General features: G+C 69.9%; 29 protein-coding genes and 1 pseudogene. 5 read left to right on the top strand and 25 right to left on the bottom strand.

Features of this window, described 5'->3' with window-relative positions; genetic code table 11:
• Positions 1-203: 203 nt before the first annotated feature.
• On the top strand, positions 204-587 hold the full coding sequence (locus IF09_RS0125820; RefSeq protein ID WP_030299589.1) for a VOC family protein: 384 nt from the start codon (positions 204-206) through the stop codon (positions 585-587).
• 40 nt (positions 588-627) lie between these two features.
• Here the strand turns inward: IF09_RS0125820 and IF09_RS48560 are convergent.
• A pseudogene (locus IF09_RS48560) lies at positions 628-835 on the bottom strand (IS5/IS1182 family transposase); the annotation flags it as partial.
• 64 nt (positions 836-899) lie between these two features.
• On the bottom strand, positions 900-1,418 hold the full coding sequence (locus IF09_RS0125825; protein WP_030299591.1) for a hypothetical protein: 519 nt from the start codon (positions 1,416-1,418) through the stop codon (positions 900-902).
• Positions 1,419-1,698: 280 nt separating this feature from the next.
• On the opposite strand from IF09_RS0125825, the gene IF09_RS0125830 reads away from it, so the two are divergent.
• Positions 1,699-2,175, top strand: a complete 477-nt coding sequence (locus IF09_RS0125830) for a hemerythrin domain-containing protein (RefSeq protein WP_030299592.1) — start codon at positions 1,699-1,701, stop codon at positions 2,173-2,175.
• A gap of 36 nt (positions 2,176-2,211) precedes the next feature.
• Here the strand turns inward: IF09_RS0125830 and IF09_RS0125835 are convergent, their stop codons facing one another.
• Positions 2,212-2,526 (bottom strand): hypothetical protein, encoded by a 315-nt coding sequence (locus IF09_RS0125835; protein WP_030299594.1) that lies wholly within the window; start codon positions 2,524-2,526, stop codon positions 2,212-2,214.
• 636 nt (positions 2,527-3,162) lie between these two features.
• Here IF09_RS0125835 and ppk2 point away from each other — a divergent pair.
• Entirely contained in the window at positions 3,163-4,203 is a 1,041-nt protein-coding gene (ppk2, locus tag IF09_RS0125845) for a polyphosphate kinase 2 (protein WP_051832895.1), read from the top strand.
• A 12-nt stretch (positions 4,204-4,215) separates the two neighbouring features.
• Here the strand turns inward: ppk2 and IF09_RS0125850 are convergent, their stop codons facing one another.
• The 3 genes from IF09_RS0125850 to IF09_RS0125860 all read right to left on the bottom strand — a co-directional run bounded on the left by IF09_RS0125850 (position 4,216) and on the right by IF09_RS0125860 (position 6,644).
• Positions 4,216-5,484 carry a cytochrome P450 gene (locus tag IF09_RS0125850; protein WP_030299598.1) on the bottom strand — a complete coding sequence of 423 codons (1,269 nt, stop codon included), beginning with the start codon at positions 5,482-5,484 and terminating at the stop codon, positions 4,216-4,218.
• A 325-nt stretch (positions 5,485-5,809) separates the two neighbouring features.
• A complete protein-coding gene (locus IF09_RS47280) occupies positions 5,810-6,004 on the bottom strand; it encodes a hypothetical protein (protein WP_234321163.1) in 195 nt (64 codons plus the stop codon).
• Positions 6,005-6,398: 394 nt separating this feature from the next.
• Entirely contained in the window at positions 6,399-6,644 is a 246-nt protein-coding gene (locus tag IF09_RS0125860) for a DUF6480 family protein (protein WP_030299599.1), read from the bottom strand.
• Positions 6,645-7,231: 587 nt separating this feature from the next.
• Here IF09_RS0125860 and IF09_RS0125865 point away from each other — a divergent pair.
• A complete protein-coding gene (locus IF09_RS0125865; RefSeq protein ID WP_030299600.1) occupies positions 7,232-7,498 on the top strand; it encodes a protealysin inhibitor emfourin in 267 nt (88 codons plus the stop codon).
• Between the two features lie 119 nt (positions 7,499-7,617).
• Here the strand turns inward: IF09_RS0125865 and IF09_RS0125870 are convergent, their stop codons facing one another.
• The 9 genes from IF09_RS0125870 to IF09_RS0125915 all read right to left on the bottom strand — a co-directional run bounded on the left by IF09_RS0125870 (position 7,618) and on the right by IF09_RS0125915 (position 12,940).
• Positions 7,618-7,851, bottom strand: a complete 234-nt coding sequence (locus tag IF09_RS0125870; protein ID WP_030299601.1) for a DUF5133 domain-containing protein — start codon at positions 7,849-7,851, stop codon at positions 7,618-7,620.
• A 432-nt stretch (positions 7,852-8,283) separates the two neighbouring features.
• Positions 8,284-8,550, bottom strand: coding sequence for a DUF4235 domain-containing protein (locus IF09_RS0125875; RefSeq protein ID WP_030299603.1), 267 nt, complete (start codon positions 8,548-8,550; stop codon positions 8,284-8,286).
• Between the two features lie 297 nt (positions 8,551-8,847).
• Complete coding sequence (locus tag IF09_RS0125885) at positions 8,848-9,216, bottom strand: PRC-barrel domain-containing protein (RefSeq protein WP_030299605.1); 369 nt, start codon at positions 9,214-9,216, stop codon at positions 8,848-8,850.
• A 237-nt stretch (positions 9,217-9,453) separates the two neighbouring features.
• Positions 9,454-9,615: a DUF5670 family protein gene (locus IF09_RS0125890; RefSeq protein ID WP_030299606.1), complete on the bottom strand. Its 162-nt coding sequence runs from the start codon at positions 9,613-9,615 to the stop codon at positions 9,454-9,456.
• A gap of 77 nt (positions 9,616-9,692) precedes the next feature.
• Positions 9,693-10,025, bottom strand: a complete 333-nt coding sequence (locus IF09_RS0125895) for a hypothetical protein (RefSeq protein ID WP_030299608.1) — start codon at positions 10,023-10,025, stop codon at positions 9,693-9,695.
• Positions 10,026-10,158: 133 nt separating this feature from the next.
• Complete coding sequence (locus IF09_RS0125900; RefSeq protein ID WP_030299610.1) at positions 10,159-11,184, bottom strand: iron-containing redox enzyme family protein; 1,026 nt, start codon at positions 11,182-11,184, stop codon at positions 10,159-10,161.
• Positions 11,181-11,459 (bottom strand): CDGSH iron-sulfur domain-containing protein, encoded by a 279-nt coding sequence (locus IF09_RS43450; protein WP_078613458.1) that lies wholly within the window; start codon positions 11,457-11,459, stop codon positions 11,181-11,183. Before IF09_RS43450 ends, IF09_RS0125900 begins: the two co-directional genes overlap by 4 nt.
• Positions 11,443-12,132 (bottom strand): HemK2/MTQ2 family protein methyltransferase, encoded by a 690-nt coding sequence (locus tag IF09_RS0125905; RefSeq protein ID WP_030299611.1) that lies wholly within the window; start codon positions 12,130-12,132, stop codon positions 11,443-11,445. The genes IF09_RS43450 and IF09_RS0125905 overlap by 17 nt, the downstream gene beginning before the upstream one ends.
• 592 nt (positions 12,133-12,724) lie before the next feature.
• The gene (locus IF09_RS0125915; protein WP_030299615.1) at positions 12,725-12,940 is read right to left on the bottom strand and encodes a hypothetical protein; all 216 of its coding nucleotides are present in this window, start codon (positions 12,938-12,940) and stop codon (positions 12,725-12,727) included.
• A gap of 278 nt (positions 12,941-13,218) precedes the next feature.
• Here IF09_RS0125915 and IF09_RS0125920 point away from each other — a divergent pair, with 278 nt between their 5' ends.
• On the top strand, positions 13,219-14,172 hold the full coding sequence (locus IF09_RS0125920) for a TIGR03557 family F420-dependent LLM class oxidoreductase (RefSeq protein WP_030299617.1): 954 nt from the start codon (positions 13,219-13,221) through the stop codon (positions 14,170-14,172).
• A 34-nt stretch (positions 14,173-14,206) separates the two neighbouring features.
• Here the strand turns inward: IF09_RS0125920 and IF09_RS0125925 are convergent, their stop codons facing one another.
• The 10 genes from IF09_RS0125925 to IF09_RS0125965 form a co-directional block, all read right to left on the bottom strand.
• Entirely contained in the window at positions 14,207-14,647 is a 441-nt protein-coding gene (locus IF09_RS0125925; RefSeq protein WP_030299619.1) for a hypothetical protein, read from the bottom strand.
• 128 nt (positions 14,648-14,775) lie between these two features.
• Entirely contained in the window at positions 14,776-15,447 is a 672-nt protein-coding gene (locus IF09_RS0125930; protein WP_030299620.1) for a TetR/AcrR family transcriptional regulator, read from the bottom strand.
• 111 nt (positions 15,448-15,558) lie between these two features.
• A complete protein-coding gene (locus IF09_RS46405) occupies positions 15,559-15,732 on the bottom strand; it encodes a hypothetical protein (protein WP_199920482.1) in 174 nt (57 codons plus the stop codon).
• Positions 15,733-15,854: 122 nt separating this feature from the next.
• Positions 15,855-16,205: a gas vesicle protein K gene (locus tag IF09_RS43460; RefSeq protein ID WP_234321151.1), complete on the bottom strand. Its 351-nt coding sequence runs from the start codon at positions 16,203-16,205 to the stop codon at positions 15,855-15,857.
• 37 nt (positions 16,206-16,242) lie between these two features.
• Positions 16,243-16,464, bottom strand: a complete 222-nt coding sequence (locus IF09_RS0125940) for a gas vesicle protein (RefSeq protein WP_030299622.1) — start codon at positions 16,462-16,464, stop codon at positions 16,243-16,245.
• Positions 16,461-17,321, bottom strand: a complete 861-nt coding sequence (locus IF09_RS0125945) for a GvpL/GvpF family gas vesicle protein (protein WP_037636015.1) — start codon at positions 17,319-17,321, stop codon at positions 16,461-16,463. Before IF09_RS0125945 ends, IF09_RS0125940 begins: the two co-directional genes overlap by 4 nt.
• Entirely contained in the window at positions 17,318-17,746 is a 429-nt protein-coding gene (locus IF09_RS0125950; RefSeq protein ID WP_418953076.1) for a gas vesicle protein, read from the bottom strand. Before IF09_RS0125950 ends, IF09_RS0125945 begins: the two co-directional genes overlap by 4 nt.
• A gap of 20 nt (positions 17,747-17,766) precedes the next feature.
• Positions 17,767-18,015, bottom strand: a complete 249-nt coding sequence (locus IF09_RS0125955; protein WP_030299627.1) for a gas vesicle protein GvpG — start codon at positions 18,013-18,015, stop codon at positions 17,767-17,769.
• A gap of 38 nt (positions 18,016-18,053) precedes the next feature.
• Complete coding sequence (locus tag IF09_RS0125960) at positions 18,054-18,770, bottom strand: GvpL/GvpF family gas vesicle protein (protein ID WP_030299628.1); 717 nt, start codon at positions 18,768-18,770, stop codon at positions 18,054-18,056.
• A 3-nt stretch (positions 18,771-18,773) separates the two neighbouring features.
• Positions 18,774-19,241, bottom strand: coding sequence for a gas vesicle structural protein GvpA (locus IF09_RS0125965; protein WP_030299630.1), 468 nt, complete (start codon positions 19,239-19,241; stop codon positions 18,774-18,776).
• Between the last annotated feature and the right edge of the window lie 2 nt (positions 19,242-19,243).

A 19,243-nucleotide genomic window follows, 5' to 3' on the forward strand; every position in this document is an offset into this window, starting at 1 on the left:
AGCACATGATCCAGACGAAGGCCGTTTCCGCGTACGGCGGTTACCGAACCGAGTGATCAAGTACGAGGCACCGTTCGACCTCGGACGTTAAAGATCAAGATAGGCCATGTGTCGAAAGTGCTGCCATGCGCCTGAGCCGTGTGCGCCAAGGCTGAGTGCAACTCGGTGGCGCCTGGAAGGGGAAGTGAGGAAGGATCACACGCATGGTTTCGGTATTGCAGAACGTGGCGATTGACTGTGCGGATGCCTACGGGCTGGCCCGGTTCTGGAGCAGAGTGACTGACCGTCCACTACATCCGGAGGACAAACCGGGTGACCGGGAGACTCAGGTGCTGCTGGCGGAGGGCCCAGTGCTGTACTTCAACCAGGTGCCCGAGGCCAAGAAGGTCAAGAACCGGATCCATCTGTGTTTGCGGCCTGAGACATCACGTGAGCAGGAGGTGGAACGGCTGCTGGGCCTCGGTGCCACCCTTGTCACCGATCACCGGAATCCCGATGGCTCTGGGTGGGCAGTCCTTGCTGACCCCGAGGGCAACGAATTCTGCGTTCTCCGCAGTGAGTCCGACCGAGCCGCGATGAGTTCCTGACGCCCACGCGCAATCCTGACCGGTTTCGTATGACCGCTGGTCACAGCCACTCGTTGATGGCCGCTACGAGGACGGTCGCCTCGTAGCGGACCGCGAGCTTGTCGTACCTTGCGGGCTTGGTCTGCCTTGTCCGGGATGGCGCAGCGGATTCCCCGGCGGCGCAGGTAAGCGCGGTTCTTGCGGGAGGCGTACGCCTTGTCGGCCCGCACGCGGTCAGGGCGGACGCGTGGCCGGCCCGGCCCGGTGCGGACTGCGCCTCGCTGGTGCCGATCTTGTAAGACCGCCACCTGCCAGGTGCCAGGCGAAGTCATGTCACACCGGGTTCTCGGAGCGGCTGCATCCGTACCTGTTGGTCATGTCGTACTCGTGGCCGACCAGGATGCGTGCGCCGCAGGCGGCGCAGACCGCGGGCGTCACCGGGTTCACCCGCAGGACGTAGGTGTTCTCCAGGGCCAGGACGGCGTCCACGGACTCCTTGCCGTGCTCCTTGATGCCCTGTCCGATGAACTCGAAGGCGCCGTACTGGGCCCCGCACTCGCAGTCGATGCGGTTGGAGTGGGCGGGCCCGATGTCCTTGACCCCCAGCTCCGAGGTGATCCTCTCCCGCTCCTCGCGCGATACGGGCTCCATGCCCCGGTCCTTGACCCGTCTCGGGCTCCAGTACCACGCCTTGAACGCCTCGGCCTGTCCGTGGGAGAGGTAGAACGTCACCGATCTGCCGGCCTTCAACGCGTCCTGCACGGCCGCCACGACCGCGCTGTCGTCCCCCGACATCACGATCCTTCCGTCGCGGACCACGGCATCGATCTCGGCGAGCGAACCGCTCTTCATGGGCGTCCTTCCGGTGGGCTCCGTCGGCTCCGACCGTTCGATGCTCACCCGTGACCGCGCCGTCGGCCAGCGGGGGCGGGCGACCGGGGCGTCCCCGTCCTCCACCGAGCCGAGTGGCCGCACCGAGGACTGGTACTGCAACGCCGCCGCCACTGCTCCAGGCGGGCGTCTCCCCGTGTGTCCTCCACGACAAGCACGATCCGCGGCGCGCGGGCGGGCAATGGTTGCGCTGGTGCCCGGTCGGCACCGTTGCTCGTACGCCACGACCCAGGAGACGGCGATGGACGCGATCGTACTGCTGCGCGAGGACCACAAGACGGTCGAGAAGCTGTTCAAGAGGTTCGAGAAGAGCGGCGACGACGCTCTCACCGAGCGGCGGAAAATTGCCGACGAGGTGATCGAAGAACTGACCGTGCACGCCTGGATCGAGGAGCAGATCTTCTACCCCGCCGCCCGCGAGGCCGCCCCCGACACCACCGACCACATTCTGGAGAGCATCGAGGAGCATCACGCCGTGGTGTGGATGCTGTCCGAGCTCAAGGGTATGGACCCTTCCGACGAACGCTTCAAGGCCAAGATGAGCGTCCTGATGGAGAACGTACGGCACCACGTCGAAGAGGAAGAGCAGGAGTGGTTCCCCGACGTCCGCAAGGCAATGGGGCGCAATCGGCTCACCGAACTCGGCGACCAGCTCGAAGCCGCGAAGAAGAAGGCCCCGAAGGACCCCCTCGCAGTACCCAGCGCGACCGACGGATGAGCGGCCGGCCCGGGCCACTGCGGGCAGCCGACTCGATCAGTCGGATTCACTCGCGAGTTGCAGGGCGAGCTCCTGCAGGATCTCCTGCGCAGACATCCCCGACTCCGTCTGGTCGAATGCGTCTGCGACCGCCTCGAAGGCCAGCACGAACCCGCTGATCAGGTCGCTGAGGGGCCCGGACAGCTGATCCAGCATGGCGAATCCGATCTCGGCCGCATCAGCTTCGGCAGGCACGAGGAACTCCGCCGGCGTGACCTCACCGAGCAGCGAGGAGACGTAGTCCGTTCCGATACCGGTGCGCACGCCCGTGAGGGCCGCGATGGCCTTGAGTTTGATCTCGTTCCCGGTCATCTCGCGAGCGTACGGCGGAGCTCCCCGCGAGGGCGGTTGACGTGCCGCGAGCCCCGATCGGGAGGTCCGGGCGCGGCCCCGCGGACGTCTCGAGCGTGCGTGACCGGGTAGGCGTACGGCAGAACTGCGGTCGGCGGCTGGAACCGGGCTGCGCAAGGGCCCAGGAGCTCGACGAGTGGGTAGAGGGAGGTGCGCCCATGGGCGGCGCAAACGAGAACAACGACGGGACGGTACGGCGGCCTCGGATGCAGCACGAAGGGGGTACCGCGGACGAGCACGGGCGAACCCCGGGGGTTCCCTCGCGCACGGGCACCGGGGCCCAGCCGCCGGCAGACGCGGAGCGGGTGGCCAGGGCCAATGAACGCAGGACCAGGACCGTCCGTGGACTCAAGCGGGACGAGATCGACCAGCAGGAGCGCGACTGGCCTCGGTAGCGACTCGGCCGCGCCCTCCGGACCCAGCCGGGCGACCGCGTCGATTCTTTCGTGCGTCCGAGTGGTCCATCGGCGGCAGCCGCCGGCGGTAACAGGTCCGTTGCCTCCACTCCACTCTCAGTCACGGCCGCCCCTCGCGGCAACAGACCCACCCGCACCCCCGTTCGGAGCATCAAAGCCGTGTGCGGGGTACACGCAGGGCATGAACGAGGAACAGGGCGGCCCGCGGCCCGAGGAGGTGCTGCTCGCTGGTCTGAGCGTGGACGCGACCCGGCCGGAGCAGCCGGTGTTGCTGGACGGATCCGGAGCTCCGATCCGGACCTGGCGCGAGAACTACCCCTACGAGCGGAAAGTCCGGCGGGCGGAATACGAGCGGACGAAGCGGATCCTGCAGATCGAACTGCTGAAGCTGCAGCGCTGGGTCAAGGACACCGGGGCCCGCGTGGTGGTGATCTGCGAGGGCAGGGACGCGGCGGGCAAAGGCGGCACCATCCAGCGATTCACGGAACGGCTCAACCCCCGTGGCGCACGCATCGTGGCCCTGGACAAGCCGAGCGAGCGGGAAGCCGGCCAGTGGTACTTCCAGCGCTACATCGCGCACCTGCCCGATCGCGGGGAGATCGTCTTCTTCGACCGTTCCTGGTACAACCGCGCCGGCGTGGAGAAGGTCATGGGCTTCTGCACCGAGGCCGAGTACCAGCGGTTCCTCCACCAGTGTCCGGCCTTCGAAGCGATGCTCGTCGAGGACGGCATCCTGCTGGTCAAGTTCTGGTTCTCGGTCTCCCGCGCCGAACAGCGCACCCGCTTCGCGATCCGCCAGGTCGACCCCGTACGCCAGTGGAAGCTCTCGTCCACCGATGTGGCGTCCCTGGACCGTTGGGACGCCTACACCACCGCCAAGATCGAGATGTTCCGCGCCACTGACACCGTCCATGCCCCCTGGACCGTGGTCAAGAGCAACGACAAGCGGCGCGGGCGGCTGGAGGCCATGCGCAGCCTGCTGTGGCGCCTGGACTACGCCAGTAAGGACGAGGCGGCCGTCGGCCGGCCCGACCCCCTGATCGTCGGCGCCGCCGACACCCTCCTCGAAACGGGGGAGGAACCCGCAGACCTCTCCCCCACTCCCCTGGGAGGACCGCCCACCGGCCCCGGGCACCACCCGGACACTCGGATGCCCCACGCCGGGATGCGTACAGCTGAGCGCCGCGCGGACCGGCAAGGGCGGACCCGGGATTCCGACTGACCGTCACACTCGCTAACCCAATACACCGGACCGGGCTGCGGTGAGGACGAATCCGCTGCGCGGGCGGGTCGGGACCCGGGACAGTGGAATGGACAGGTCCTGTTCGGGGACGTCGAAGTCGAGTGCGGCGAGTTCCGCTGCGAACGTGGCCAGCACGGCGACGGTGACGTCCTCGCCGGGGCAGCGGTGACCTCGAGCGGGGTCCCCACCTCCTTGCGGGATGAGCTCGTCGGCACCGGGTTCCCGTCCGGCGAAACGCTGGGGATCGAAGCGGTACGGGGCGTCCCACCGTTCGGGGTCGTGGTTGTGCCCGTACAGGTCGAGCAGGACCAGGGTGTCCTTCGCGATGGCCTCGCCCTGCCAGGTCAGGTCGGTCGCGGCCAGGCCGCCGACGAACGGGGCGAAGGGATAGAAGCGCCGCACCTCGTGGGCGAACGCGCGCGCGTACTGCCCTTCGGTGTCCTTGCGGAGCAGCTCCCGGTGGGCCGGCCAGCGGTGCAGGGCGTGCGCGGCGAAGGCGGCGAACCAGGCGATGGCGACGGTGGGCCGGATGATGTTGAGCAGTTCGACGGCTGCCGTGTGCGGGTCGAGCAGCCGGCCGTCGGCGTCACGGTGCCAGGCCACCGTCTCGAACGCGGTGCCGCCGTCGCCCGCCGGCTCCTCTCCCTCGCGGGCGGCGCGGACCAGGGCGGCGAGGGCCTCCTCCTGGCGTGCGCGGGCGGCGCGGGCGCGCCAGTGCCGGGCTCCGAGGGTGGCGAAGCCGTCGACCATGGCCGTGCAGTCCTCGGCCATCTGCCGGGCGTCCCCGTCGGAGAGCCTGAGACCCACCCACGTGCAGACGGAGCGGGCCAGGATGCGCGCGGTCTCGTCGAACAGCACGACGCGTCGGCCACCGCCCCAGCCGCTGACCGCCTCGGACCATTGAAGGGCCACCTGCTCGGCCAGCGCGGCCACTCCCGCTCCGTCCTTGAGGAGCGCGAGGAACATCGCCTTGCGGGCGCGGTGGGCATCGCCGTCCAGGGTGTGTACGGCACCTTGCCCGAAGAGTGTGTCGAGCACGGGGTCGGGAAGGGCGAAGGTCCGCCGGATGTGCCGCTCGTCGTAGAAGAAGCCGATGGCCGCCGGCCCGCGCAGCGCGATCGCCGGCCGGCCGAGCAGCCTGGTCCTGACCGGCCCGCCGTGGGTGGCACGCATCCGGTCGGGCAGCCAGGCGTAGCCGCGGGCCAGGAGAGGCAGGGTGCTGTCGGTCCAGGGGGCGAGGGTCGTCTTGAGTGGAGACATATTCGTCGGCTACCCCTCAGGTCCGCCCGCACACCGGGCACCCGTCCGACCACTCCGTTCGGCGTACACCCGCGCTTCATCTCCCCCTCGCGGACGGGACGTACCCCCCGGCCGGGTAGCAGTCCACCAGCGGGGCCGATGAGGCATCCTGCCAGGAAGGCGACGCAGCCGGGCACGCCATCGAGTGCCTCGCCGAGGAGTCGGGGCGTAGCGATGTAGCGGTCGATGTACTGGTCAACAACGCGGCCACCGGTACCGCCACCCTGACCTCAGTACAGCCCTTGAACGCAGGGCCGTACCTGCACTCGTACGTCGCGTGGGCGGCTCATTCAGGGCGGTCCGGGGGCCACAAGGCCGTCAGGGTGCCCAGGCCCCGGGCCAGTCCGTCCCAGCCGACCGGAAGGTCCACCACGACGACGCCCGAGGTGGGCAAGCCCGACCTCAGCCGGCCCAGCAGCGCCGAGGGCCCCTCACCGCACAGCGCTGAGGCCAGTTCGTGCAGACCGGGGTTGTGACCCACGACGGCAAGAGCGCCGAGGCCCCCCGCCATGGTCGGCCAGCACGGCCATCAACGCGCTCGGAGCCGCGTTGTAGAGCCGCTCGTCGTACACGGCGCGGCGGGTCCCCCAGCGCCGGCTCGACGAGCTGCCACGTCTGCCGTGTCCTCAGCGCCGGGGAGCACAGCACCAGCTCGGCCGAGAACGGGGACAGCTCCAGCCACCGGCCCGTCGCAGCCGCGTCTGCGCGCCACCGAGCGCTCAGCGCCCGCTCGAAGTCCTCCGTGCGCCCTTTGGGCACCGCCTTTGCATGACGTATCAGCAAAAGTCGGCGCTGCCTCGCGTTCACGACGGCGGAGGGCGTCTCGTCGGACTCGGATTGCGGGGACGTGTGGGTCTCCTCCCCATGCTGCCGACTCAGGTCATCAGGATGATGGCGTACGCGAGGAAGAACAGGGCGACCACCAGGGCCAGCAGGCAGATCGCCAGCAGGGGCCCCGTGGCCCAACCGCGTGAGAGGGGCCTGTACGGACCTGCCCCCGAGCCGGTGCTCGACTCCCCGGGCGGGGTCTCGCCCGGCGGGACGCCGCCACTGCCCTCTTGGGCGTCGGGTGGGGTCCACAGGCGCGGGTCGGGCTCGGAAGCCGGGTGCGATGCGGACATGGCGTGCACCTCCTCGAAGCCGCTGTGCCTGTTCGAGGGCGCCGAGGCCGACCCGGCGCACAGGCACAAGCACGGCTACCCGGTGCCTACCCGCGGCCCGCCCGCTCACTCCTCGCGGGATGGGGCGACGAGTAGCACTGCGGGGCCGCCGCGCTTGGAGGAGGAGAGGTGAGGGCCCCGCCTCGCTGCCTTCCGATGCCCAGCGCGGTGAGCCACACCGCGTGCCTCGGGGCGAGAAGAGCACCTGGACGCCCACCTCGCCCGCCAGCGGAAGTCGGCGCCCTACCCGCCCACCAAGACCATGATCCACCGGGCTCGACCTCCTACACCGCGCGATGCGGAGACACGGTCGAGGCCCGGTGCAGCGGACGACGGTGTGGGAGGTGGTCGGTGCGACGGAAGGGTGACGCGCCGCTTGGGCGGCCTATCCCTGTGGCCCAGCGACTTTCGGACATCTCGCTCCGATGCCGTGCGCAGAGGCACAAGGGGGGCTTTCGGGGGCAGGCGAGAGGGTGCCCATCCGTGCGCCGCCTGACCCGGCCGGCCCGGCCGGCCGCGCGCGGCGCTCGACTCAAGGAGGTTTCACGATGCTGATCACCGTCACCCGTACCGGCGGGTTCGCGGGCAGGGAACGGACCGCTTCCCTCGACACGGAGTACCGGAGCGACGGCGCCGAGCTGGAGCAGCTGGCCGAGCGAGCCCTGAGTGGTGAATGCCCCGCGGACCGGGACTCCGTGCCGGACGGGTTCAGCTACGTCGTCCACGTCGACGGCAAGCTGGTGGAGTTACGGGATCCGTACCTCACCGAGGAACAGCGGCAGCTGATCGCCACCGTCCTGGGCGAGGGCGCCTGACCGTCCCTCCCGCCCGGCCGTGCCTCCCCGCGCAACGGCCCGACGGGGTCCCGTACCGGGCCCACCCGGGCCCGGTACGGGACCGCCTGTGCCGGTGCCCTCCGAGTCGGGGCGAGCCGTCAGGCCACCGCCTCCGGGCCGTCCGCGACAGTGAGCCAGGCGGTGCCCATCCGTTCCCGGGCCGAGGCCAGCGCGGCGTCGATGTCGCGCGTGCCGGTCGACACGCACAGCGTGTAGACCACGTCCTCCAGCCGCTGCCGCAGCGGTTCCCGACGGCCTCCGGCCTGGTGCTGCGACACCACCTCGTACTCCTCCACCAGACGCGCCAGCACCGCAGGGTGAGCCATCAGCACGATCTCGCTCCTTCACACGTCGCCTTCACGGGGCTGGAACGCCGCCCGTGCCTCGAGTGCCCCCGGCCGGGCGTCCCATGCGCCCCACGCGTCGTACTGGCCGATAGTGTGCGGTGGTTGGTGCGGTGAGCAGCCGCTGCTGCGGCCGGCCAGGCGTCCGCGCCGATCGACGCACCCCGCCCCGCGATCAGCGCTTGCCCGGCGGCGGGATCGGCGTTGTCGAGCGCGATCGGTCCGCCGCGCCGCCGGGCGGGTGCCCGCGGCCATGTTGATTGACTCCCTCATGCGCAGCGCGGTCATCGAAAGGCTACGGAAATCGAAGGCGACGGACGCCGGACGACGGACGACGGACGACGCCATGATCGAGGCCCGTTTCCGCCATGCGGCCATGCAGCGGGGTGGCAGGTCACCGGCGGTTAGGTCACCGGCGGTTCAGGCCGGCCAAGTGCCCGAGACGCGCCGTACGGCAACGGCCCCGGACCTCTGGACGGCTGCTTTGACCAGGGCGAAGATCGCGCCCTGAATTGCTGCGGCGATCAGGATCTCGCGCCACTGCCGATCCTCGTCCGTCGCGTTCGGGGCGTCATCCTCGTGCCCGGCGAGTTTCCAGACCTTTTTGAAGATCGCCCCGGCCAGCAGGCCGGCGCCGGCGCCGAGAGCCAACCCGACCGGCTTGTAGGCGACTTTCGATGCCTTCATGGCCACGCCTCCTCTTTCCGTCACTGCCCAGCCGACGCGGCTCCCCGAGGCCTGACCGTCGAGGAGCCGCCCTGCGGGGCCTGTTGCTGCCGGGATCAGCGCCCGGAGCGGGCCCGCTTGCCCGCCCGGCGTTGGGCATCGGGACTCGGTGTCAGCGCGTCTCCTGCCTCAGCGTCGTGACCGCCCGGCAGGACTGCCTCTTCGGCCTCGGGGTCGTCGGCCTGTGCTTCTGGTGCTCAGTCACCGTGCATGCTCCTGGCTTCGCGGACGGTGCCGTCGCCGCAACGGCGCGCCGGATCAGATGAGACGGCCGCCGAACGGCCCGCCGATGTCGTAGTACGTGCCGATTTCCGCGCGGTAAGCCTCGTCCTGCAGGTGCTTGTCGCGGTGGAACTCGGGCGCGTTCTTGATCTGTTCCTTCGTCCGGTCGACGTAGACCGTCTCGTCGTCCAGGTCGATACGGGATACGGTGCCGGCCGGGAGGAGGACCTCCTTGCCGAAGATCCACGGACCGGTGTCCACCACGATGTACGCGGAGCCGGCCTCGTCGGAGTGCTTGTCCACCTTGCCGATACCGCCGTCGACGGCCTCGACCTTGAAGCCCGTCAGGTCGACGCCCTGCAGACGGCCCGAGGTCTCGCGGTAGCCCCACACGTTCTCCGTCATGAAAATCCCCTCCGTGGTGGTTGGGTCGGCCATTCGTAACAGCGCGCCTGCCCTTCGCCTGCGGTCTCACACCCGGCGATCCGGATTCCATGACTCAGCTGGATGCTTGCGGAGAAGACGGTGGTGGCAGACGTCGTGGGGAGCCCCGGCGGGTGCGGGAGGATAAGCCGGCCGCGGACGGGTGCCGTCCGTGGGCAACGAGCCCGGATGCCTCCCGACCTCCGCCGGGCTCGCTCACTACCAGCGGTACCAGCGTCCGTTACCGCTCTTGGGCCGGGCGACGAAACCGATCAGCCACAGCACCAGCACGATGATCGCGATCCACCAGAGGATCTTCACCGCGAAACCGGCACCGAAGAGAATCAGGATGAGCAGGAGTACGAGAAGCAGGGGGACCATGAGTATCAACCTCCGGACGGGCGTGTGCCCTGCCCACTGGCCTTCCACCGTGGCGGGCAATGTGGTCGGTCGCTGGCCTAACCGTGGCCGAGGGCGTTCTTGAGCTGCTGCTTCGTCATGGTCGACCGCCCGTCGATGCCACGCTTCTTCGCCTCCTCGTACAGCTCGTCCTTGGTGCGTCCGGACGAGCTGCCGCCCCCACGGGATTTCTCGCCGCCGCGCTGTGCGGCGGACTTGCCTTGCGTGGAGCTGCGACTGGCAGTCTTGCTCTCCCCCGATCGGGCGCGTTCCTTGTTCACCGTGCGCGAGGCCATCTCCTCCGCGCGTTCCTCGGACATGCCGCGCTTCTCGCCGGACTCCTTGATGTGCTCGTACTGGCGCTCGCGCTTCGGACTGGATCCTCGGGGCATGGCGGAACCCTTCCCATCGACGGTGTGGTGTCAAGGTCATGGTGCGCGTGCCCTCCTCGTCTCGCATCTCGCCGGTGGCGGACGAGGGTCGGGTGGCCGACGTCCTGTCAGCGATGCACTGCGGCCGGGCCCCTCACCCTCGGGGCAGCGGCGTACGCAGTGCGCTGTGCCCCCGGTCCCAGGCCACGCGGATGTGGTGTGCGAGGCGGTCCTCCAGCAGGACGGTCGCCGCGCATCCGAAGGCGATGTCGCACTCCAGGTTCGGCTCGTCGGCGAGGAGCCCGCCGATGACCTCATGGCGTACGACCTGTTCGTGGACGGCGTCGGCCTCGACGTGCTCGGCGTAGAAGTGCTCGGCCGCGGCTCCGGCCCCGCACCGCCGCATGGCCTTGGCCAGGCGCCTCGACCCGGGCGAGGAGGTGACCTCGACGCACGCGAAGTGGCCGACGAGGGCACCCCGCAGGGCCCGGTGGAGTCCGAAGAGGGACATCAGGTTCACGGTCGCGAGCAGCGGCGCCGGGGCGTGGTCCAGGTAGCGGCCGTACGTCGGGTCCAATCCGAGGTCGGCCATCAGGTCCGCGAAGAGCCGCGCGTGGATCCGGTCGGCGTGGCCTGCGCCGAACTCGTCGTACTCGATGGCGACCATGGCCGCCTTGGCCCTGCCGGTGAGCCGGGGGATCACCCAGGCGTGCGGGTCCGCCTCCTTGAGGTGGTAAAGGGACCGCAAGGCCGCGTACTCGCGCAGCTGCCAGAGTTCGCCGGCTGTTTCGAGGTGGTGGCTGAGGCTGCCGGAGAGGTCCAGTGGCTCGACGAGCAAGGGGGCGAAGGCCTCCTCCACCGATCGGGGAGCGTGGGACAGCTCGGAGCGCAGGGCGTGCAGGAAGCGGGCTTCCAGCGCTTGACGCAGCCGCAGCAGGTCCGGGTCCCATTCGCGTGCGTCGTCCACCCCGTCGAAGCCCCGGTAGTGCGGTTCGTAGAGAAGGTAGAGGGCGAGCTGGAGGTCTTCGCCCCATGGGGCGGCCTTCAGGGCGGCCGCGGGGGTGTACTGCGGAGGACCGCCGGACCGCAGGGCCCGCAGCACGGCATCGGACAGCTCGCCCCGTCCGTCGACCAGGCGGGGGCGGACGGCGGTCGTCGGGCCCGGGCGGGGCGGTGTCATGACGGGTTCCTGTCTTCGGGAGGCGCGGCGGCTCGCTCGCGTCGCCGGTGGCTGGTGTCGCACCAGGGGTAGGCGCGGCTTCGACGGCAGGTGCACACGGCGACCGTGAACCGGTCGGACCGGGCGAGCGTCCCGTCGTCCAGGACGATCTCCACCGGACCTTCGATCAGGACCGGACCCTGCGGCTCCACGGAAACCCTGCGCGCGGGCGCGGGCGTGGGCGCTGGCGCTGGCGCGGCGGCCCGGTCCGGTGTGGTGTCAGGGGTACCAGGCACGGATGATCACCAGCTCCTCCTGTTCGTCGGTGCCGGCCGCCAGGCCCTGCTGCTCCAGCCAGGCCCGCCGCGACCGCAGGACGGGCCCCCAGGGCACGCAGGCCTTGGCGGTGACCTCCGCGGCCAGCCGCCCCACGGCCAGCCGGTCGATGGTCTCCTGAGCCCCGCACATCCCCGAGTGCACCATGAGCAGGACGCCGCCGGGCCGCAGCAGTGCCGGAGCCCGCGCGCAGATCCGGTCGATGACCCCGCGCCCGTCGGGTCCTGCGTCCCAGGCCCTCTCGGGCCCCCGCGAGGGCAATCGGGTACTCGGGGCGGGGACGTACGGCGGATTGGCCACGACCAGGTCGTAGCGGCGCCCTGCGGTGCGGGCCGCGAAGTCGCCGTGCAGGACGCGCAAAGGAACTCGTCTGCGCAGTGCGTTCAGGCGAGCCGTCACGATGGCGGGCCAGGCGACGTCGACCGCCGTGACCCTGGCTCCCGTGGCGGCGGCGTGCAGGGCCAGTGCTCCGGTGCCCGTACCGATCTCCAGTACGTCTTTGCGGGGCCCGAGGTCCTCTCGGGTCAGTGCCTGGGCGAGGAGCCGGGTGTCCGCCTGCGGCCGGTAGACACCCGGCAGGGCGATGAGAGCCGTGGAGAGTGCTTCCCCCGGGGTGAGAGCCGTGCTGGTCAACGCGTTCCTCCGGGTCGGATGGGGCCGCGTGGGCGGGTTGCGGCCAGTGGTCGGCACGGTTCGCCTGCCCGCTGCGGAGCGTCTCATCCGGAATTCGGCGATCTTTGGGGAATCCCTGTTCTCCGGTCGACGCATCCGGCCTGGAACCTCGACTTCCGGGGTGGGACGGCCCACCGTGACCTCCGCCCGGCCGGCGCTGTCAGGGGCGGCGGCTCCTGGCCTCGGCCTGCATTGCCCCGGAGCTGCTGCACGGCGCCACACGGAGCGCCTGGGCCTGAGGGTCCTGGTCACCGGCTGGCAGCCGCAGCCCCAGCAGCGAATGGCCGAGGTGGCCGGCATCCCGGGGTCCCGCGCGGCCGCCGGAGAACGGTATGCACTCGCCGGCTTCCGCCGGCTCCTCGAGGACCGGGCGCAGCGCGCACGCGACCAAGCCGACTTCGCCTCCGGCTGGCTGCCCCGGCCCAGAGGGTGTCCGGGCGCGGACGTCTTCCCTGACCCAGGCCGTTCCGGCGGCGCGGTGGGATACGGCGGAGGCACGCGGGGAGCGGCTCAGCCGCCGCAAGCGTTTCCTGCCAGGAACGGGGCCGGTGCTTCAGCGTGAGGGGTCCCACGCCTCGGGGCCGCCTCCGCGCCACTCCACGAAGTCGGGGTCTGTGAGGTCCACGTCCCCGGCGTTCTCCAGCCCGGCGGCAGCGAGAAAGACGCGGATGTCGGCCGGGCGGTGCGCGACCCCGATGGCGGTGCCGTCGTAGCGGACCCGGCGCCAGCCCTGCTCGTCGGGCGGGTAGACGATCAGCTTGGCGGACATGAGCCCAGCCTCTTCCCCGCCCTCTCACCCGTCATCTCTCCGCAGCCGAAAGGGTGACACCGTGCGACCAGGGGGCAGCCGGCAAGGCGCCGTTCGAGGGCGGCTTGCCCGGGCTCTCCCTTTTCAGTGACGCGTACGGCTCCATGGCCGTGGATCACCGCATCCGGGGGCGGACCCCTCCCACAGGGCCGACGCGCCGTTCCGATGTTTGTCCCCGGGGGCCAGGGGCACGCGTCGACGAGGGGGCCGACATCCCCGTCCCTGGAGGCGCGAGACCCATGACGACGTTCGGGTACTTCCTGGCCTGCGAGGAATTCACCCCGGGCCAGCTCCTGGAACAGTCTCGCCGGGCCGTCGACGCCGGGTTCACCCGCCTGGCGATCTCCGACCATTTCCATCCCTGGAACGACGCGCAGGGCAACAGCCCACTGGTCTGGTCGATGATCGGGGCCTTGTCACAGACCGTGGACCTCCCGGTGACCACTCTGGTGACCTGCCCCACCATGCGCCTGCATCCAGCGGTGACGGCCCAAGCCGCGGCCACGTCGAGCCGGCTGCTCGACGGTGGGTTCGCCCTGGGCGTCGGCACCGGCGAGGCGCTCAACGAGCACATCCTCGGTGACCGCTGGCCATCGTTCGACGAGCGCGCCGAAATGCTGGAAGAGGCCGTCCAGGTGATGCGCGCCCTCTTCACCGGCCGTCAGGTCAGCCACCGGGGACGGCACTACACCGTGGAGAACGCCCGGCTGTACACCGCGCCGCACGGACGTCTGCCGATCCACGTCTCCGGCTTCGGATCGAAGGCGGCGGAACTCGCCGGGCGGATCGGCGACGGATTCGTCACCATGGGACCCGACCAGGAGGCCATCGGCCGCTTCCGGGACGCGGGAGGGGAGGGAAAGCCCGTCATCGGCGGACTGAAGGTGTGTTGGGACGCCGACCGGGAGAAGGCAGTGAACACCGCCCACCGGCTGTGGCCGAGCGAGCACCTGCCGGGCGAACTGGCCCAGATCTTGCCGACTCCCGCCCACTTCGAGCAGGCGAGCCGGCTCGTCACCCGGGATCGGGTCTCCGAGAGCGTCCCCTGTGGCGACGACGTCGAGGAGCACGTGGCCGCCGTCCGGGCCTACATCGACGCAGGCTTCGAAGAGGTCTACATCGGACAGATCGGGCCGGACCAGAGCGCCTTCTTCGACGCCTATCGCGACAAGATCCTGCCTGCCCTCACCTGAGCGACTCGGTGGCGCCGGCGCCGGACGGGGTCGGCTACTCCACGATCAAGAGCGGGTGCGGGGGGCCGGTCGTCTCGAGGGTGTCCGAGTGGGGTGCTCCGCCGGTCGTTTGCCTCCAGACACGCACGTACGCGGTCTTCGCCGCCCAAGCGCCGAGATCGGCGGTGTCGGCGCTGTACTCCTGCCAGGTCGTGCCCTGCTCATCGGTTGTGGGCCTCCAGGTATCCGGCTTGGACGCCCACACGGTGATGCGGGTGACCGCGCGGACGTGCTGACGGAGGGGGCTGTCGGGCTCTGTGAACTCGACCGGAGCCTTGAGGGAACCCAGTCGGATGAGCCCGAGGTAGGCGAGCGAGTACACGCGTGCGTCCTCGCCCTCGTCCCACCTGTCGGGGCGCACTGTGATGGCGTTCCCCTGGTAGTACGTCGCTTCGTACAGGGTTGCCTCGATCGCAGGGCCTGCATCGTCTGCCATGGCTGCCTCTCGCGGGCGCGGGGCGGCGCGGGGACCCCGTGCCTGCCGTCGTGGCCGGGTCGGTTCGGGTGGGGTCGGTTCACGTGGGGTCGGTTCGGGTCGCGGAAAGGTGACGACGAAGTCCGCGCTCAGCGAGCGGACAGCATTTCCAGCTCGGCCTCGTAGAGCAATGCGGGGTCGAGGCCCAAACCGGCGAAGTGGCCGCCGAGCTCCAGGGAGAGGACACCGTGCAGCCGGGTCCAGAACGAGACGGCCAAGGGCAGGGCCAGGGGCAGGGTCAAGGCCGGCGCAGGAGGTGCCGTCGGCCTCTCCTCGTGGTCCTCCGGTTGGGTTTCGACCGCCGTGGCGCGACCGTCCACGGTCATGGTGACACCGGCACACACGTCGAAGACGATGCCGATGATCTCCGAGGCCATCGCGGTGACATCGGCGGGGCTGCGGTATCCCGGTACCCGTGGGCCGAAGACGAGAAAGTACCGCTGCGGGTCGTCGAGAGCCCACCCGCGCAGCGCGTGCGCCAACGCGGCGAGATCACCGCCATTACGGGCGGCCGCAGCCCGGAAGGTGCCCACCAGGCTCTGGTAGGCGTCCCGAACCAGTTCGGTGAGCAGTTCCTCACGACCCGTGAAATACCGGTAGAGGGCGGCGCCACTCAGCCCCATGTGTTTGGCGATGCCGTTGAGCGAGAGTCCGCACGTCCCGGCGGCGGCTATCTGTTCCCACGCCCGTGCCTTGATCTCGGCACGCACCTGCTGGCGGTATCGCTCGCGGGGGGTCGTCGTCGCAGCTGCATCACTCATGACAGCCTCCTCCTCGCGTGTTACACCCTATCGCTCGCGAGGGGATCGCTGTACTTTCTACCTGCCCTGACGCAGACAATCAGTGGCACCCACGCTTCACGGGTTCGCAACTCACCTCTTGAATTTGTCTTTTCCCTTTTCCTTGAGGCGCCTGGCCTTTCCGCGAGCCTCCAGGGCTGCGCCCTTGGCCTGCTTGGTCTTGTTTCCCATGACGTGTGCCGTCTTCTTCATCGTCCGACCGACAACCTGCTCGGCGGCCGCTTTCATTTTCTCTCTGCTGCTCATTGCTCCTCGTTTCCCATGTCACTGCCCCTTACCCGCATGGAGCGGCGAATCCCGGACGGGTAGCCCCCGGTGCAGGTGGTGGGGCGGCAGCGTTCTCCTCCGAGCGGCGCGGGGTGACGGGGTCAGTCCCGGGGCGGAAGGAGGGGGCCGAGGGGACCGAGGTCGAGGTTGAGGTCTTCGAGGGCGTAGCCGTGTTCGGCGCACAGGTCGGCGAGGCTGTCATGAAGAGCGAGCAGCGTCGCGCCGAGTTCTTCTTCCTGTTCATCGGTGAGGTCGCCGGCGTCGACGCGGCGCAGGGCCTGGCGTTCGATGAGCTGGCGCAGGAGCTCGATGAGGGTGAGGACGAGTTTGAGGAGGTCTTCTGCGACGGTGTCGGGGTCGGTGTTGAGGTGTCTGGCAGGGCGCGCTGGTTGCTCATGGGGCGTGGGAGGTGCCTGGATGAGGCGAAAGGCGTGGGTCAGGCTGTCGCCCACGTCGTGAAGACCGCGGCGGTGTGGGGGCGAGGGCCCTTCAGGGTGCACTGTGGCCGCCGTCCTGCACCTGGGTGGGGGACGTCTCGGAGCTGATGGAGACGATCAGGGCGCGCAAGGAGATGCGGACGAGGTCGATGTCCGCGATGGACAGGACGATGTCACCGGTGAGGACGACCCCACCGCTGAGGAGCCGGTCGAGAAGGTCGACGAGGGCGACTTGGCGGCCGGGCAGGGGTTCTCCGTGTTCCGTAAGGGTCATGGTGGCGACTGTCGGGGGTCGGCGGGGCTGTCAGGGTCGGACATGGCGAAGGAGTAGGGGGCCCAGGGGCCGGTGACCTCGATCCGCAGGTCGGGGAAGTTGCGGGCGGCGTCGGCAATGGCTCGCCGGAAAGGCTCAGCTTGGTCGTCGGGGATGAGGTAGGCGTCGTTCAGGACGTTTTCCTGCGGTCCGGTGAGTGCGCCGCGCTGGGGCGCGTGGCGTGCACGGCGAGTGGTGTGGCGAGCGGCGATGGCCTCGATGAGGTCGGCGGCCTGCTTGGCTTGTTCATACACCGCTTCGCGGGCGTGGTGCTGCGCACGGCGGGCGTGCAGGTAGGCCTTGCCCGGGCTGGTGGGAGCGGCTGATGTGGCTGTGGCACCGCCGGCGGACCGGGCATCGGCCGCGGTGGGGGGGGTGAGGTAGATCTTCACTCCGTATTCGGTGTGTGCTTGCAGCTCGTCAAGGAGCCGGGCGAAGGTGTGGTGCTGGGCGGTGAGGGCTTGGCGGGCCCGGCTCTCGTCCTGGTAGACGGTGGCCATGCGCAGGGGCAGGAGAGGCGCGAGGGCCGCAATGGCCTGCACGACGTCGTGATGGGTGCGGGCCACGTCCTCAAGCCATTGCAGGTCCTCGAAGTGGTCCTTGAGGGCGCTCTCGTTGAAGTCGCGTTCGGGTACCTCGCTGGCGACGAAGGCGAGCCCGCCGGAACCGCGGGCGGTGGGAGCGGTGGGGAGAGCGGTGGGGAGCAGAAGCCGCACTGGCGCCCGGCCGATGCCGAGCAGGCCGGCGAGGGCCTCGCCAAGGGGCTCCGTGCGCCGGGTGACGGCGTAGACGTACGTGAGGGTGGCGGGTGTGTTCACTGCTGACTCCCCCGTCGCCGCCTGGTCGGGCCGCCGGGTTCTTCTTCCCGGGCCTCCCCTTCCACTTCCTCTTCGGGCTCTGCCCCTGCGATCTCGCCCCGGAGGGCCTCCAGCTCGGCGCGCAGGCGGCGGTTTTCCTGCTCCAAGGGGCTGCCCGTATGCCGGGAGGACAGGGAGGGGTCGTGCTCCCACCAGTCGATGCCCATCTCCTTGGCCTTGTCCACGGAGGCGATCAGGATGCGGAGTTTGATGGTCAACAGCTCGATGTCGAGAAGGTTGATGCGGATGTCGCCGGCGATGACGATGCCCTTGTCCAGGACCCGCTCGAGGATGTCGGCGAGGCTGGACGAGGAGGAGGTCTGCCCGTACGGCACGGGCATGCGGGAGGAGAACCCTCCGGGGCGGCCGGGCAGAGGTTCGGTCACGGTGGCGCTCCCGCCTCAACTCAGGACAGCTGGTTGCGGTAATCGGCGATTTCCGTCAGTCGGCCGATGAGTTCGTCCTCGCATCGGTCAAAGGTCTCCTGGTCGATCTCCCCGCTGACCAGCTGCTGCTCCAGCTGGGCGAGGCGTTGCCAGATCGGGGCGGGGTCGTAGTACTCCTCTTCCGCCTTGTCGACGACACGCTGGGCGACCCAGGTGACGGCGCGTACCGGCGCGAGGGGAAGCGTCAGGAGGTAGGTCAGCAGTCCCATGGTCTTCCTCCCGTCGGGGCCGGGGTGCGATGTGGGTGTCAGACGAAGCTGTAGGGGGGCAGGGGGCCGGAGAGCCGCAGGTCGATGCCGCTGCCGATCTCGCGGGCCAGATTGGCCTGCGCGGCGTGGAAAGCCTGCGTCTCCTCGTCGGGCACGAGCAGGGAGAGGTTGAGGAAGTCGCTCCCCGACGCCGGGCGGGCAAGGTATTCGCGGGAGAAGGGAATGAGGGCCTCGGTCAGTCCGGCTGCCAGGGTCTCCTGCCGTGCCAGCACCTCGCCTGCGACCAGCTCCCCCAGGGCGAGCGGCAGGCCGGGGTCCCGGTCTCCGCCCCGGATGCGCTCGTTGAGATCCCTGGCCTCGGGCAGGTCCTCGAGGATCTGCTGCAGCAGCGGTGCCTCATCGGCCTGCGATGCCCGCACGTGGTACTCGGCGCAGCCCTCGAGGCGTTCGAGTGCGCCGAGGTAGCCGTCGGCGTTGGACTCCAAGGCCTGGGAGACCGCGAGGTCGTCGGGGGCGGTGTAGCCGAACTGCAGTGGCAGGACCACCCCATCGGCCATCAACCGCTCCTGCACCTCTTGGTGCGCGGCCAGATCGCGGCGCTTGGGCCGGATCTCCTCGCTGATGTCGCTGACCACCGCGCACAGCGGCCCGGCGGTCACCGTGCGCAGCGGGGCGGGTTCGGAGCCGACGCCGCTGACGCCGTCCAGGCGACGGGGGTGGTCCTTCGCGGTGATCGAGTACACGTAGAGCGGCATCGGTTACTCCTTCTCCCGGCGTACGGGGCGCCGGGCGGGGCGGCGTCGCCTGGGTGCCTCCTCCACTTCTTCTTCGTCTTCTTCCGGTTCCGGCTTCTCGGATGTGGAGGATTTGCCGGTCAGGGAGTCGGTCACCGCTTCGACGGCTCCGCTCAGTGCTCCTTTGGTCTTCCCGCGAGCACCGCCCTCAAGCATGTTGCTCATGACGTCGGGCAACTGGGCGGGGGCCTTGCGGCCCGCTTCGAGGTCGAGGCGGTTGCAGGCTTCGGCGAAGCGGAGGTAGGTGTCGACGCTGGCCACCACGATCCGCGCGTCGATCTTGATGAGTTCAATGCCCACCAACGACACGCGGACGAAGACGTCGATGACCAGACCCCGGTCGAGGATGAGCTCCAGGACGTCGTAGAGGCTGCTCGTACCGCCTCCTTGCCCTCGGGCGACGGGGCTGCCGCCCTGCGGCACCATGGTCATGG

It is taken from the genome of Streptomyces katrae, from assembly GCF_000717655.1.
Lineage (GTDB): Bacteria > Actinomycetota > Actinomycetes > Streptomycetales > Streptomycetaceae > Streptomyces > Streptomyces katrae_B.

Bases quoted from the DNA above. Each gene is read 5' to 3' on its own strand.
- IF09_RS0125960 (WP_030299628.1), bottom strand. From the start codon at position 18,770: ATGCCGCTCTACGTGTACTCGATCACCGCGAAGGACCACCCCCGTCGC.
- IF09_RS0125920 (WP_030299617.1), top strand. From the start codon at position 13,219: ATGACGACGTTCGGGTACTTCCTGGCCTGCGAGGAATTCACCCCGGGC.
- IF09_RS0125865 (WP_030299600.1), top strand. From the start codon at position 7,232: ATGCTGATCACCGTCACCCGTACCGGCGGGTTCGCGGGCAGGGAACGG.
- IF09_RS0125930 (WP_030299620.1), bottom strand. From the start codon at position 15,447: ATGAGTGATGCAGCTGCGACGACGACCCCCCGCGAGCGATACCGCCAG.
- IF09_RS0125835 (WP_030299594.1), bottom strand. From the start codon at position 2,526: ATGACCGGGAACGAGATCAAACTCAAGGCCATCGCGGCCCTCACGGGC.
- IF09_RS0125915 (WP_030299615.1), bottom strand. From the start codon at position 12,940: ATGTCCGCCAAGCTGATCGTCTACCCGCCCGACGAGCAGGGCTGGCGC.
- IF09_RS0125955 (WP_030299627.1), bottom strand. From the start codon at position 18,015: ATGGGACTGCTGACCTACCTCCTGACGCTTCCCCTCGCGCCGGTACGC.
- IF09_RS0125860 (WP_030299599.1), bottom strand. From the start codon at position 6,644: ATGTCCGCATCGCACCCGGCTTCCGAGCCCGACCCGCGCCTGTGGACC.
- IF09_RS0125895 (WP_030299608.1), bottom strand. From the start codon at position 10,025: ATGCCCCGAGGATCCAGTCCGAAGCGCGAGCGCCAGTACGAGCACATC.
- IF09_RS0125825 (WP_030299591.1), bottom strand. From the start codon at position 1,418: ATGAAGAGCGGTTCGCTCGCCGAGATCGATGCCGTGGTCCGCGACGGA.
- IF09_RS0125890 (WP_030299606.1), bottom strand. From the start codon at position 9,615: ATGGTCCCCCTGCTTCTCGTACTCCTGCTCATCCTGATTCTCTTCGGT.
- IF09_RS0125925 (WP_030299619.1), bottom strand. From the start codon at position 14,647: ATGGCAGACGATGCAGGCCCTGCGATCGAGGCAACCCTGTACGAAGCG.
- IF09_RS0125850 (WP_030299598.1), bottom strand. From the start codon at position 5,484: ATGTCTCCACTCAAGACGACCCTCGCCCCCTGGACCGACAGCACCCTG.
- IF09_RS0125900 (WP_030299610.1), bottom strand. From the start codon at position 11,184: ATGACACCGCCCCGCCCGGGCCCGACGACCGCCGTCCGCCCCCGCCTG.
- IF09_RS0125830 (WP_030299592.1), top strand. From the start codon at position 1,699: ATGGACGCGATCGTACTGCTGCGCGAGGACCACAAGACGGTCGAGAAG.
- IF09_RS46405 (WP_199920482.1), bottom strand. From the start codon at position 15,732: ATGAGCAGCAGAGAGAAAATGAAAGCGGCCGCCGAGCAGGTTGTCGGT.
- ppk2 (WP_051832895.1), top strand. From the start codon at position 3,163: ATGAACGAGGAACAGGGCGGCCCGCGGCCCGAGGAGGTGCTGCTCGCT.
- IF09_RS0125885 (WP_030299605.1), bottom strand. From the start codon at position 9,216: ATGACGGAGAACGTGTGGGGCTACCGCGAGACCTCGGGCCGTCTGCAG.
- IF09_RS0125820 (WP_030299589.1), top strand. From the start codon at position 204: ATGGTTTCGGTATTGCAGAACGTGGCGATTGACTGTGCGGATGCCTAC.
- IF09_RS0125965 (WP_030299630.1), bottom strand. From the start codon at position 19,241: ATGACCATGGTGCCGCAGGGCGGCAGCCCCGTCGCCCGAGGGCAAGGA.
- IF09_RS0125940 (WP_030299622.1), bottom strand. From the start codon at position 16,464: ATGACCCTTACGGAACACGGAGAACCCCTGCCCGGCCGCCAAGTCGCC.
- IF09_RS0125875 (WP_030299603.1), bottom strand. From the start codon at position 8,550: ATGAAGGCATCGAAAGTCGCCTACAAGCCGGTCGGGTTGGCTCTCGGC.